This window comes from Foliimonas ilicis, from assembly GCF_039939195.1.
In the GTDB taxonomy this organism is placed as follows: domain Bacteria; phylum Pseudomonadota; class Alphaproteobacteria; order Rhizobiales; family Rhizobiaceae; genus Foliimonas; species Foliimonas ilicis.
The window spans coordinates 413,011-425,927 of sequence record NZ_JBDUUH010000002.1; the positions used below are offsets into that span (position 1 = coordinate 413,011).

Below are 12,917 nucleotides of genomic sequence, written 5' to 3' on the forward strand. Positions count from 1 at the left end.
GATATGATCGAAATCAACGACACCGTATTTGACCAGGCATGGTTCCGCGACGCGTCGGAACGCATGGCCACGATCGCTAATCTCGACCAGCGCAAGGGCGACCGCTTCGCGGTGTGCTTCGCAGAAGCGCAGGATTGGCTCGCCTTTTTCTTCGCCGCGCGCGAGGCGGGTGCAAGCGTGCTGCCGCTGCATCCTTCGACGCCTTATGCGGCAGCGCGGCGGCAGGCGGAAGCCGCGAACTGCAACTGGCTTTTTTACAATCGTTTGGAAGGCGAGCCGATCTGCGAGGAACGCGCCAATGAGACGGCGCAATTGCTTCAGATGAGTTCCGGCACGACCGGCGCGCCGAAATGCATCGCGCGCGCATGGAGCGATATCGACGACGAGATCGAAAGCTACATCTCGGCCTTCTCCGAACCGCAGGACATGACGCCGCTTGTCGCCTGCCCGACCACGCATTCCTACGGGCTGATCTGCGGCATCCTGATGGCGCTGAAGCGCGGCCAGACGCCGGTGATCCTCGATACAGGCAATCCGAAATTCCTTCTGCGTAAACTGCGCGAAACTGAGCGGCCTTATTTGCTTTCATCGCCCGTGATCCTTCACACGCTGGCGCGTCTTTTGCCGCAAGGCGAAAGCATTCATGCCACGATGACCTCCGGCACATTGCTGCCCGAGCCATGGTTCAACCAAATCCGCGCAAAATCGAAGCATATGTTTCAGCAATATGGCTGTTCGGAAGCCGGTTGCATCGCGATCAACCCGGATGTTCAGGCGGCAAACGAAATCGGCTATGTGCTTCCGCGCTTTTCGCTACGCAATGAGGGCGACAGCAGTAAGCCGGAAGAAATCGTATTGGAACGTAACGGCATCGCGATCGAAACACGCGATCTGGGCTATCGCCGTGCGGACGGTATGCTGGTTTTCGTTTCGCGCCTCGACGACATGATCAATGTTTCAGGCCTGAACGTCTATCCGAAGGAAGTCGAAGACGTGGTGATGTCGATGAACGGCGTCAGCGATGCCGTCGTTTTCCGCAAGCAGGACACATTCGCAGGTGAGCGCGTAGCCCTCCTCTTCAGCGCGGATCGCGCGATCGGACAGGCAGAACTGCGCCAATGGTGCGCGGATCGTCTCGCCAGTCACCAATTGCCGACGGAAATCCTGCAGATCGACCAGATCCCTCGTCAGGCAAACGGAAAAATCAGCAGACGCGATGTGGCCGCGCGCTACAGCGCCGGTGAATTTGCAGCACGCACAGAGGCAGCATGATGAATTACAACGAAGTCCTGATCGCCATCGAAACGATCCTGCGCGACAAGCTGAACCATCAGCACATGGATGGTTTTTCACCGAAAGCGCAGTTGAACGAGGACCTATATCTCGATTCCGTGCTCATTCTCGAAATCATGCTGAGCCTTGAACTCGACCATGGCGTGGCGCTGCCGGAAGAAGTCATCAGCCGCCAAGACCTCGATACGGTGGAGGATCTGGCGCGGTTGTTCGTCGATGCGCCTGCTTCAGAAGTCGAGTCCGAAAAAGCTGCCAAGCCTTTGACTTTCCAGCGTTCCGAGCAGGAGGCCGCGGAGCGCGTTGGCGTGCATGGCGAAGACTATATCGACATCAAGGTTCATTGCTTCGTCAGCAATGTCTGCCATGCGGTCAAGCAGACCGGCACGCTCGATCACCGGCCGTTCTTCTTTGGTGTATGGGATGCGGGCTTTGCGGTCGATGAGCGCTGGCGGCTTGCCTACCACGCGCCGGAAATCAACCACGATTTCTTTCGCGACTGGTTCCAGCGCATCTACGGGCCGGAAGTCCGGCAGTGGTATAGGCCGGAAGCGTCGAAGGCCGAGAATGTCGCAACCATGATCGAGCTTCTCGAGACCAAGAATCCGTCCGAGTATGTGATGGTCATGCTCGATCTGTTTCACCTGCCGGAGCGGGAGAACAAGTTCAACCAGAACCCCTTCCCGCATTATCTGATGCTCGAAAACACCGAAGACCCGGCAATCTGGATGGTTCTCGATCCCGATTTTCGCTGGGAAGGCCGGATCGAGAAAGATAAAGTCATCAATGCGATCATGCAGCCGACTGTGGCAGGCGGTTTCGTGTTCGATGCAGCCGATATCAGAAAGCCGCGCGATGCCGATCTGCGCGACTACTTCCTCGCCTGCTTTCACGAAGACGAGAACCTGCTGACGCGCGCCACGCGCGACATCGTTCAGGCGCATATCGAAAAGCGAGATGGTGTGCAGCTATCCGACCTGTCGGTGGCACTGCGCGAACTGCCGGTTCTCTCCATCCGCAAATATGCGCTGGAGCATGGATTCGCCTTTTTCTGGCGCTCGATGAAGCTTTCGAATGCAGAATTCGATGTGATCTGCGAAGAAATCGAGGCGCTTATCCAGGAATTCAAGGCGCTTCATTACGCGGTGATGAAACTTGGCCAGACCGGCGATTCCGCTCATGCAGCGCAGGTCTTTGCAAAGCTCGACGCGCTGGATGCCATGGAACGCGACCTGAAAGGACGTCTGGCGCAGACATACCGTGTCTGGTGCGATGCGCGCAGCCTGGCGCCCGTACCTCAGCCCCATCAGGATGCAGCCGAATGAAGCTGTCGCTCTGCACCATCACGTTCCGCCACCATCTCCTGTCGCTCGAAGACATTGCGCGATGGGCCGCCAGCAACGGCTTCGACGGCATCGAACTCTGGGGTGCTCATGCGCGCAACATGCAGCACATGACGGACCGCGACGCCGCCTGGATGGCGGGTTTCGGCCTCTCCGTGCCGATGGTCAGCGATTACCTGCCGCTCGACGACGATCTCGCTTCTTTGCGCTACGCGACCGCAGATCTCTGCCGCCTGGCGCGCCGATGGGGTGCCCGGAAAGTGCGGACATTCGCTGGGAAGACGGGAAGCAACGAAACTTCGCCCGAAGCGCGCTGGCGGCTATCTACGCGCCTGAAGGACGCCTGCATGATCGCCGAAGATCAGGGCTGCTCGGTGCTGGTCGAGACCCATCCGGGAACGCTGGCCGACACTCTGGCGTCCACGATGCGGCTTATCGAAGATGTCGACCACCCCGCGCTGAAGGTCAATTTCGACACGCTGCATGTCTGGGAAGGTGGCGACGATCCGCTGGAAGCGCATCAGAAATTGCTGCCGCATATCCAGCATTACCATCTGAAAAATGTTCGTTCGCGTGCAGATCTGGGCATATTCGAGCCGTCGAATGTCTATGCCGCGGCAGGCAAGCGCAGCGGCATGACGCCATTGTTCGACGGAACCGTCGATTATCTGGAATTTCTCGACGCGCTTTTCGACCGCGACAACGTGGCTGCCTCGCTGGAATGGTTCGGCGGCGATTGCTTCAACATACTCGCCAATGATGCACGCAACATCCGCCTGCTTCTGGCGGACCGCGAAGCGCCGATACGCACCGCAACGGCGTAAAGTTTAAACTAGCGCGCTGACATGCAGGGCTTCGAGCGTCACCGCGTACGCTTTTAGTCTTGCTAAAACCGTATTCCACGCCTACGATTTACTTATTCGGTTGGTTCTTTCGGCATGCGGAAGACTTTCCGCAGCTTTCTTCCGAAATCGACACGCAAATTCTGAAGATTGCCGCTTATTATTGCGGCAGCGAATACACAGCTGCGTCCGGCCACACGTCGGTTGTTTCTATCGGCCCTCATACCCAAAGGATCAATACCATGGCTAAAGGTCAAGTGCGCAGCAATCGCGAAGTTCGCAAGCCCAAGAAGGAAAAGGCCCCTTCCAAGCCAGAACCGGTTTTGGGTTCATTGGTAAAGCAGGTTCCGAGCGGCAACGCGCAAGGCAAACCGAAAAAGTGACAGTGATAACACTCGCTAACAATCGGCCCCACAGCGCCTTAAGCGGTGGGGCTTCTGTTCCGGACTGCTACGTAAATTCGAGGCAATCATGAGCCTGACCTTTCCCAACCCCAGCCGCAGCTATGACGAAGCGCACAAGCGCATCCGTTTCGTTGGCCATGACGGCATGTCCCAGATCGAATTCGCTCTGGAGGTAGAGGCCCTGACTGCCAAAAGCGCGAAAGACGCCGAAACCGGTTATCTCGCTGCATTCGACAACGCGCTCGAAACCATACGGGACGCAGCGCGCAAGGCTTACAACAAGAGCCATCAGAACAGATTCGTTCTGACCTCGTCGGATCTGGCACGCTGACCGGCTTGTAAGCCGACGCGAGCACCGTGCGAACGCTCTGAACCCTCCCCAACCAAAGGAACGCGACATGATCGTATTCGAAAAGAAGCTGCCTCCGCCCCCTGCGCCGAAGAATGCCGATGAAAAAACGCCTGCTCCCATCCGGGACCGCGAAGCCGAGCGGCGCGTCAAGGCTGATACGGACGGAACGCGCAGACGCGCGAAACAGGTGGCTGAAGACAATCGGCTTCTCTGATTTTCTTGAAACCCCAACATCACAACCCGCGCTGCGCATACTGTGCCGAGCGCATTATTCCAGGGCTCAGGTGGCGACCCTGGACAGGGGTGTTGGGGGTGATCCAGGGCCGCCTGCATGAAGTTCAGGGAGAATTTCATGCATGACGACCGTGCGCGTTTCGCGTTAACGACTCGTTAATATTTACCCGCAAATTCTACCTATCGGGCCAGCCAATCTTTTTGTCCACAATATAGACGCATGGAACCGCCCGCGAATAGCAGGGTCCAATCAGTTCTCATTAAGATCGAAACTACGGGCAGATTACCTGGAAATTTCGGCGACAAGCCGCGCAATCGCGGCAAGAAGGCCTTTTTCATCGTAGGGCTTCACCAGAATATCGACCATCGGCATATTCTCCGTACCCGGCACATCGCTGTGCCCGGTTGCGAATATCACCGGCAAATCGGGAAGCGCGGCGCGAATTTTGTCCGCAAGCTCCACGCCTGACATGTCCGGCAAACCGACATCGGTTACGAGCAGGTGCACGAATTCCGTCCTGGCCAGTGCCATGGCTTCCGTTGCAGACCCCGCCTCCAGTACGACAACACCCATATCCTGCAGCATGTCTGCCGTTGTCATACGGATGATCGCATCGTCTTCGCACAAAAGAACTCGAAGGCCTTCCAGCGACACCGGCTTCGGCGAAACGGGAGAAATCCGCTTTTCCTGCTCGGCGCGCGCGAGGATGGAGCGTACTTTGCGGGCCAGCGCTTCGCGCGTGTAAGGCTTGCTCAGCAATTGAACGCCCTGATCCAGCCGCCCGCCATGCACGATGGAGTTCTCGGTGTAGCCGGAGGTGAACAGCACACCGATGTTGGGCAACCGCTCTTTCGCCGCGCGGGCAAGTTCGGTGCTTTTTACGCGGCCTGGCATGACGACATCGGTGAACAGAAGGTCGATCGGAACGCCACTCTCGACGATGGTCAAAGCGCTGTCTGCATCCTTGGCCTTGAGAACCCGGTAGCCGAGTTCGCTCAGCAGAGCGACGGTCGTGTCGCGCACCGCCTCATCGTCCTCCGCCACCAAAATGGTTTCGCTGCCTCCAGCCAACGGGCCGCTCTCGACGTCGGAAAGCGTGTCCTCGGCATGGAATGAGCGCGGCAGATAAAGCTTCACCGTCGTTCCGACGCCCGGTTCGCTGTAGATCTTGATATGCCCATTGGACTGTTTGACGAAGCCATAGACCATGGACAGGCCGAGACCCGTGCCTTTGCCTTCCGGCTTGGTCGTGAAGAACGGATCAAACACCTTCTCGATGATCTCAGGCGTCATTCCGGCGCCCGTGTCGCTTACCGCCAGCATAACATACTGACCAGGCGTAACCTCGTCATGTGTCCTTGAATAGGCCTCGTCGAGATAGGCGTTGCCTGCCTCGATCGTCAGCTTGCCCTGACCGTCCATCGCATCGCGCGCATTGATCGCGAGATTGAGAAGCGCGTTTTCGACATTGCCGGGATCGGCCAGCGTATTCCACAGCCCGCCGCCGACGATGCTGTCGATTTCAATCGCCTCACCAATGCTGCGCCGGATGATGTGATCCATGTCACGCACCAGCCTCCCGAGATTGACGACCTTGGGCTCCAGCGGCTGGCGTCTGCTGAAGGCCAGCATTTGCGAGGCAAGCTTGGCGCCGCGCGTGACACCGGACAGCGCATTGTTCAGCCTGCGTTCGGCCAATTCGTTGCCGGTGAAATCCTTCATCACGAGCTGGAGATTCCCGCCGATGACCTGAAGCAGATTGTTGAAATCATGCGCGATACCGCCCGCGAGATTTCCGATGGCTTCCATCTTCTGCGTCTGGCGAAGCACGGCCTGTGCTTCCAGCAATTCGGCCGTACGCTCCTCGACACGATCCTCAAGTGTCGTGTTGAGGAATTCGAGCTGCTCTTCCGTTCTTTTCTGGTCTTCAATATCGGTGTTCGTGCCGACCCACCGGACGATATTGCCATCCGACCCGCGCGATGGAACCGCGCGTGCGATATGCCAGCGATACGATCCATCGAAACGCCGCAGACGAAATTCAGTCTGGTAAAGCTTTTCCGTGCCGAGCGCCTTCACCCAATTGGATGCAGCGTTTTCGCGATCATCCTCATGGACGATCGCCGCCCATTTATCGCCGTCGAGTTCACCTGCACTGTGGCCGCTATATTGGTAGACCTGATCGTTGAACCAGTCCAACTGGCCATCCGGCAGGCTCGTCCAGACATGATTGGGCATCGACTGAGCCAGGGAGCGGAAGCGCAACTCACTTTCGCGCGCTGCGTCTTTCGCTTTGCGCTGCTCCGTTACATCGTGGCCCTGCACGAAGATGCCGGTGATCTTGTCGTCTTCCCCGAAGAGAGGCTGGTAGATCAGGTCGACATGGCGCTCCTCTTCCGGCCGACCTTCATGCCTGCGCAGAAAAACCTTCACCTCATTGGCGATGTAGGGTTTGCCCGACGAATAGACTTCATCGAGCAGTTCGACAAAGCCCTGCCCTACAACTTCGGGAATCGCATCGCGTACTTTCCTGCCTATCAGCGGGCGATCGCCGACCAGATTCAAATAGGCCGTATTGGCGATGTCGAAAACATGTTCGGGGCCGGTCACCACGGCCATGAAACTCGGCGCCTGAACGAACAGGCTCCGCAAATGCTCCCCCTCGGCGCCAAGAAGCCTGTTTTCATTGACAACAGCGTCCGCACGCTGAATCAGACCGGACTGCACCTGCATCATGTTGCCCGAAGCGCTCAGGCGAAGATTGTGCAGTTCGGTGACGTCCACCGTGTTCTGCAGAACAAACGCAACCTCGCCCTCAGCGTCGAAAATCGGCGTATGCGTCGCGCTCCAGAAGCGCTCTTCCATCGAACCGTCCGCCCGCGCGATCGCATAGGGAATAATCGGCAGATAATCGACGCGCTTTGTCGCAATCGTGCGCTGCAGCGACTGCCGCAGCATCATGCCATTTACCGAATCCGGGTCGCTCGGAAACGCCTCGAACATGTTGACACCCAGCAATGCATCGCGCTGGCGCATGGTGATCGCGAGATAAGCCTCGTTCATACCGACGATGTTCAGATGCGTGTCGAGAACCACGTAGGGATTGGGCGATGCGTTGAAGAGGCCTTCCGCATCAATAGCTCCATCTGGCAGAGCACGCAGCATCAGTAATTCTCTCTCTCCGACCTGAAATTACGAGGACGATCGGCAAGTTTCTAGCAACAGATTGCACGGATTGTACAGTGATACGCCGCTACACTTTTTACGGGAAACGTGACTGATCGATATGGGAAAAGTAGATTCCGATCAGACGTTTACTCGTATTTCATAACCCGCTCAGGAATGAGGCCCTTCGGCGCGAAACGCAACACCAGAATGATCGTCAGGCCGATGACGAAAACGCGCATCTGCAGAGCCCGCGTCGGCAAATCGGCAGGCGGCGTTATGTCGAACGCGCTTTGCAGCCAGCTTGCGCCATAGTGGAAGGCGATAAGCGCTGCTGGCTCCGACATCGTCCAGATGACATAGACCAGAAGCGCGCCGAATATGGCGCCCAGATTGTTGCCGGAGCCGCCAAGCACGACCATGATCAGCACGAGGAATGTATGATTGATCGGCGAGAAGCCGCTCGGATCGAAAATGCCGCCGAAGCTGATCAATGCCGCACCGCCCACACCGACGATGAAATTGCCGAGCACGAACATTTCCAACCGGCGACGGTTCACATCCTTGCCGACTGCTTCCGCCGCCAGTTCGTTTTCGCGGATTGCGCGCATCATGCGCCCCCAGGGCGACGCCCAGCCGCGCTGGAGAAGCACGAAAATCACCACGATGAGAAGAGCGGTAATGCAGAGATAGGCAGAACGCGCCGCGATGAAGCCGACCTCCATTGCTGTCGGCACCGGCCATGGCAGCGGCGAGACGGTCAGCGTTCCGCGCGTCGCCCAATCGGCGTTTTTGAGGAATGCCTTGACGATTTCGGCGATGCCGAGCGTCGCGATCGCCAGATAATCCGAGCGCAGGCCGAGCGTGATGCGACCTATGAACCATGCCAGCGCACCGGCGATAATGCCGCCGAACAGCCAGCCCAACCAGACCGGAAGCCCGAAGCCGCCGATGAAGCCCGAATTCTGCTCGATCAGGCTTGCCGCCGGTTCAAGCGCGCTTTCGGCCATCAGATATGTCGTCGCGCCGGCGATCACGGTGAGCAATGTGCGCAGCTTTTTCGGGACGCCATAGCGGTTGCTGCGGCTGAGCAGAAAGGTGATCGTGCCGCCGATCAGGATGATGAAGCCCATGTGGGCCAGCAGTCCGGGCGCTGCCGAATCCCAGAAAACCGGGTTGACCGGAAACGAAATCAGCATTGCGCCGAATGCGCCAATGGCGATGAAACCCATCACGCCTGCATTGAACAAGCCCGCATAGCCCCATTGAACATTCAGGCCGAGTGCGATGATGGCAAGACAACTCGCCTCGACCAGCATGCGCAAGCCATAGGCATTGCCCTGCCAGGCGAATACGAGTGCGACGATGACAATGAGGCCGCCGATCAGGCCGGCAGTGCGAAGATCGAGTGCTTTCATCACAGCACCTTTCCGCGAAATATGCCGTTGGGCCGCCAGATAAGAACCGCAACGAGGATCACAAACGGCACGACCAGCTTGTATTCGGTCGGCACGAAGGAAATGTTGGCCGGTATTTCGAGCCATTCGGGGAAGCGGTCCCTGAAAGGCCGCAGCAATATCGCCCAGTTGAAAACGGCGACCGTCTCCGTGAAGCCGACGATCAGCCCGCCGCTGATTGCGCCGTAAGGCTGGCCGATGCCGCCGACGATCATCGCCGCCACGATCGGCAGGAGAAGGTTGAAGCTCAGATCGGGCTTGAGGCTGACATCCATGGCAAGCAGTGTTCCGGCTGCTGCGGCAAGACTGCCCGAAATGATCCATGTCGTGCGCACGACCTGCTGTGTGCTGATGCCCGAAATGCGTGCCAGATCGGCATTGTCGGACATTGCCCGCATCGCCTTGCCGGTGCGCGATCGCGTCAGGAAGAAATGCAGCGCAACGATGCTGGCGATGGTGAACAGGATCAGCAGAAGCTGCGGCTCGGTGACGATGATGTCCCTGCCGCCAAAGGGAACACGATAAATCTCCTTCGGGCCGACATACATATTGCGCGGCGCGGTGCCCCAGATCAGGCGGATCAGCCCCTGCAGCATCAGCATCACGCCGAAGGACGCAATGACCAGCGTGATTGGCTTCGGATTTGTCTTGCGCAGCGGCTGGTAGAACGCCTTGTCGAGGAAGATCGTGAAGCCCGCGGTAATCAGCATCGCAATCGGCATCACGACGAAGGCGGTCGGCAGGCCAATAGCGGCACCGATGCCCGGCATCATCGCGGTCAGCACGAAGGCCATGAATGCGCCGAAGGTCATCAGATCGCCATGCGCGAAATTCGCGAAGCGCAGAATGCCCCAGACAAGCGTCAGCCCGACCGCGCCAAGCGCGTAGACCGAGCCGATGATCATGCCGGAAATCACGACCTTGTTGATGAAGAATACGATTTCGTTGATCGGCAGCGCCGACAGCAATCCTACATTTTCCATCAGTGTTTTCCTCCGCCGAGGAAGCTTTCGGCCACTTCCGGATTGTCGAGCAATGCCTGGCCGGTATCGGTGAAAGAGTTGCGCCCGCTGGCGAGCACGAAGCCGCGATGCGCGATGGCCAGCGCCTGGCGCGCATTCTGCTCGACCATCAATATGCCGACGCCCATCTTGTTGATGGCAACGACGCGCTCGAAAATCTCGCCCATATAGAGCGGCGAAAGACCGGCGGTCGGTTCGTCCAGCAAAAGCAGCTTCGGTTCGACCATCAGCGCACGGCCGATGGCCACCATCTGGCGCTGACCGCCCGAAAGCTCGCCCGCAGGCTGCTTCTGCTTGTCGCGAAGCGGCGGGAAATATTCGAACATCTTTTCGATGAGATGCTTGAAATCGCCCTTGCGCACATAAGCGCCCATTTCGAGGTTTTCGCGCACCGACATGGTCGGAAAGACGTTGAATTCCTGCGGCACGAAGGACAGCCCGCCGCGCACCAGATTTTCCGGCTTCTCGTTTGTCACGTCCTTGCCGTCGAAGACGACGGTGCCTTCCGAAATCGTCAGCAGGCCGAACAGCGCTTTCAGCGACGTCGATTTGCCCGCACCGTTCGGCCCGACAATCACGCCGATTTCGTTGACATCGATCTCCATATCGACGCCGTTCAGAATATTCGCACCGCCATAACCGGCGTGCACATTCGTCATTTTCAGAATGCTCATGCGGCGTCTCCCACAGGCGCGCCGCCGAAATAGGCTTCGATCACTTCCGGATTCTTTCGGATTTCGTTCATCGGGCCTTGCAGCATGACCGTGCCTGCGGCCATCACGATGACCGGATCGCAAAGCCGCGCAATCAGATCCATGTCGTGTTCGATAACGAAGAAGGTCAGGCCCCTGTCGCGGTTCAGCGATTCAACCACGCTGGCCAGATCGTTCAGCAGCGTGCGGTTGACGCCCGCCGCGACCTCATCCAGCAGCACAACCATCGGGTCGGCCATTATGACGCGGCCAAGTTCGAGCAGCTTTTTCTGACCACCCGACAAATTCCCCGCGCGCTCGTTGCGCACATGCTCGAGCCGCAGAACCTTGATGACTTCCTCGGCCTTGCGGCGCGTTGCCGTCTCGATCATGCCGACGCGCCCGCGCCGGAAACAGGCATCGAAAAAGGATTCGGTGGATTTTCCCGCCGTCACGACCATCAAATTCTCAAGCGCCGTAAGGTGCGAGAATTCCTGCGCGATCTGGAAGGTGCGCGACAGGCCGTGTTCGAAAAGTTCGTGCGCGGGCATGCCCGTCACGTCCCTGCCGTCCAGCCATATGCTGCCGGAGGTCGGCGCGAAAGCGCCTGCCACCATGTTGAACATGGTGGTCTTGCCTGCACCGTTCGGCCCGATCAGCCCGGTTATGGTGCCTCTCTCGACCTTGAGCGAACAATCATTGACCGCAACGACATTGCCGAAGCGCTTGGTTACGTTTCTGACTTCGATGAGCGCGTTCACGCCTACCCCAATATTTTCGAACGCATTCGGGTCCCTCGCCCGGCACCCCACATGCCGGTCCATCCGCTGCGTTTCTTGGCAATTGACAGGAAGGCCGCGTCCCGGCGGCCTTCCTGCACTCGTTCGTGGCTTTACTGCGCGGCGGTGACTTCCTTGAAGCCTTTGCCTTCGACGACCATTTCGATGACGTTGCCGGGAACGTCGCCGTTTTCGTCGAATTCGTGGCTGCCTGCAGCGCCTTCGTAATTGATGTCCTTGCCTTCCGCGATCAGCTTCTTGGCCTTCTCCCATTCGCCCGGAAGAATGACTTCACCGGGCTCGGAGGACACTTCGCGCAGTGCCGCACTCAGGCCTTCGCGCGAATCCTTGCCGAGCTTTTCGATCGCAAGAGCGATCATGAAGGCGGCATCATAAGCCTGCGCACCGAAATTGGCGTTCGGGTCGAGGCCGGCGTCCTTGGCGAGTTTGAGATAGACTTCGGTACCCGGACCGCTCGCATTGCCGATGCGGGTCGCGACCATGCCGTCGAGCTGGCCTTCGCCGATATTGGTTACGAGCGTATCGCCGACCATGCCGTCGCCGCCTGCGAATTTCGAGAAGTCGCCGCCTTCGAGAGCCTGACGGATGATGGTCGAGCCAGAGCCATCGACATAAGCGAGCACGACAAGCGTGTCTGCGCCCGAAGCGGAGAGCGAGCCGATTTCGGCGCGGTAATCCGCCTTGCCGTCTTCATGCGCGTCCTTGCCCGAAACGGTGCCGCCGGCAGCCTTGAAAGCTGCTTCAAGTGCGTCCGCAAAGCCTTTGCCATAGTCATTGTTGACGTATGTGATGGCGATGTTGTCGGTGCCCTTCTCCTTCAGGATTTTGGCCAGCGTTTCGCCGCTGTAGGAGTCCGACGAGGTCGTGCGGAACACGAGGTCCTTGTCGTCCAGCGTCGTCAATGCAGGCGAAGTCGCCGCAGGCGAGATCAGAAGAACGCCGCCGGGAATGGCTGCGTTGTTTGCAGCAGCAATGGTTTCACCCGAGCAGAGCGGACCGACGAGCGCGGTCACCTTTTCGGAGTTGACCATGCGGTCGGCAGCGTTTGATGCGGCGGTCGCGTCCGCGCAGGTCGAATCGCCCGAGATAATATTCAGCGTCTGGCCGTCGAGAATGCCGCCCTGATCGTTGACGTCCTTAACGGCAAGCTTTGCCGCGTCGAAGATCGGCGGCACGAGGCTTTCGATCGGGCCAGTGAACCCGCCGAGAAAGCCGATCTTCACATCGGCATGGGCAGCAACCGAGCCCGCGAGAATCGCGGTGCTCAACATCGCGCCCGCGATGAGATTTTTGGTAATGCTTTTCATAATATTCC

Annotated in this window: 12 protein-coding genes; 6 read left to right on the top strand and 6 right to left on the bottom strand. The window is 58.5% G+C overall.

All coding sequences use genetic code 11. The features are described from left to right. The first annotated feature begins 3 nt into the window (after nt 1-3). The 6 genes from ABFT80_RS07580 (at nt 4) to ABFT80_RS07605 (ending at nt 4,445) form a co-directional block, all read left to right on the top strand. Entirely contained in the window at nt 4-1,272 is a 1,269-nt protein-coding gene (locus ABFT80_RS07580) for an AMP-binding protein (protein WP_347971261.1), read from the top strand. Continuing rightward, nucleotides 1,269-2,615 (top strand): DUF6005 family protein, encoded by a 1,347-nt coding sequence (locus ABFT80_RS07585; protein ID WP_347971262.1) that lies wholly within the window; start codon nt 1,269-1,271, stop codon nt 2,613-2,615. Before ABFT80_RS07580 ends, ABFT80_RS07585 begins: the two co-directional genes overlap by 4 nt. Beyond that, nucleotides 2,612-3,457 (top strand): sugar phosphate isomerase/epimerase family protein, encoded by an 846-nt coding sequence (locus ABFT80_RS07590; protein ID WP_347971263.1) that lies wholly within the window; start codon nt 2,612-2,614, stop codon nt 3,455-3,457. Before ABFT80_RS07585 ends, ABFT80_RS07590 begins: the two co-directional genes overlap by 4 nt. A 59-nt stretch (nt 3,458-3,516) precedes the next feature. After that, a complete protein-coding gene (locus ABFT80_RS07595) occupies nt 3,517-3,858 on the top strand; it encodes a hypothetical protein (RefSeq protein ID WP_347971264.1) in 342 nt (113 codons plus the stop codon). A gap of 88 nt (nt 3,859-3,946) precedes the next feature. Beyond that, nucleotides 3,947-4,210 carry a DUF1488 family protein gene (locus ABFT80_RS07600; RefSeq protein WP_347971265.1) on the top strand — a complete coding sequence of 88 codons (264 nt, stop codon included), beginning with the start codon at nt 3,947-3,949 and terminating at the stop codon, nt 4,208-4,210. A gap of 67 nt (nt 4,211-4,277) precedes the next feature. Continuing rightward, entirely contained in the window at nt 4,278-4,445 is a 168-nt protein-coding gene (locus tag ABFT80_RS07605) for a hypothetical protein (RefSeq protein ID WP_347971266.1), read from the top strand. Nucleotides 4,446-4,748: 303 nt separating this feature from the next. Here ABFT80_RS07605 and ABFT80_RS07610 read toward each other — a convergent pair whose 3' ends face one another. From ABFT80_RS07610 to ABFT80_RS07635, 6 genes are all read right to left on the bottom strand, one after another. Next, complete coding sequence (locus tag ABFT80_RS07610; protein WP_347971267.1) at nt 4,749-7,631, bottom strand: hybrid sensor histidine kinase/response regulator; 2,883 nt, start codon at nt 7,629-7,631, stop codon at nt 4,749-4,751. Nucleotides 7,632-7,780: 149 nt separating this feature from the next. Continuing rightward, nucleotides 7,781-9,049, bottom strand: coding sequence for a branched-chain amino acid ABC transporter permease (locus ABFT80_RS07615; RefSeq protein WP_347971268.1), 1,269 nt, complete (start codon nt 9,047-9,049; stop codon nt 7,781-7,783). Continuing rightward, entirely contained in the window at nt 9,049-10,071 is a 1,023-nt protein-coding gene (locus ABFT80_RS07620) for a branched-chain amino acid ABC transporter permease (RefSeq protein WP_347971269.1), read from the bottom strand. Before ABFT80_RS07620 ends, ABFT80_RS07615 begins: the two co-directional genes overlap by 1 nt. Next, nucleotides 10,071-10,784 (bottom strand): ABC transporter ATP-binding protein, encoded by a 714-nt coding sequence (locus ABFT80_RS07625; RefSeq protein ID WP_347971270.1) that lies wholly within the window; start codon nt 10,782-10,784, stop codon nt 10,071-10,073. Before ABFT80_RS07625 ends, ABFT80_RS07620 begins: the two co-directional genes overlap by 1 nt. Continuing rightward, nucleotides 10,781-11,563: an ABC transporter ATP-binding protein gene (locus tag ABFT80_RS07630; protein ID WP_347971271.1), complete on the bottom strand. Its 783-nt coding sequence runs from the start codon at nt 11,561-11,563 to the stop codon at nt 10,781-10,783. The genes ABFT80_RS07625 and ABFT80_RS07630 overlap by 4 nt, the downstream gene beginning before the upstream one ends. Before the next feature lie 131 nt (nt 11,564-11,694). Next, on the bottom strand, nt 11,695-12,909 hold the full coding sequence (locus ABFT80_RS07635) for an ABC transporter substrate-binding protein (protein WP_347971272.1): 1,215 nt from the start codon (nt 12,907-12,909) through the stop codon (nt 11,695-11,697). Between the last annotated feature and the right edge of the window lie 8 nt (nt 12,910-12,917).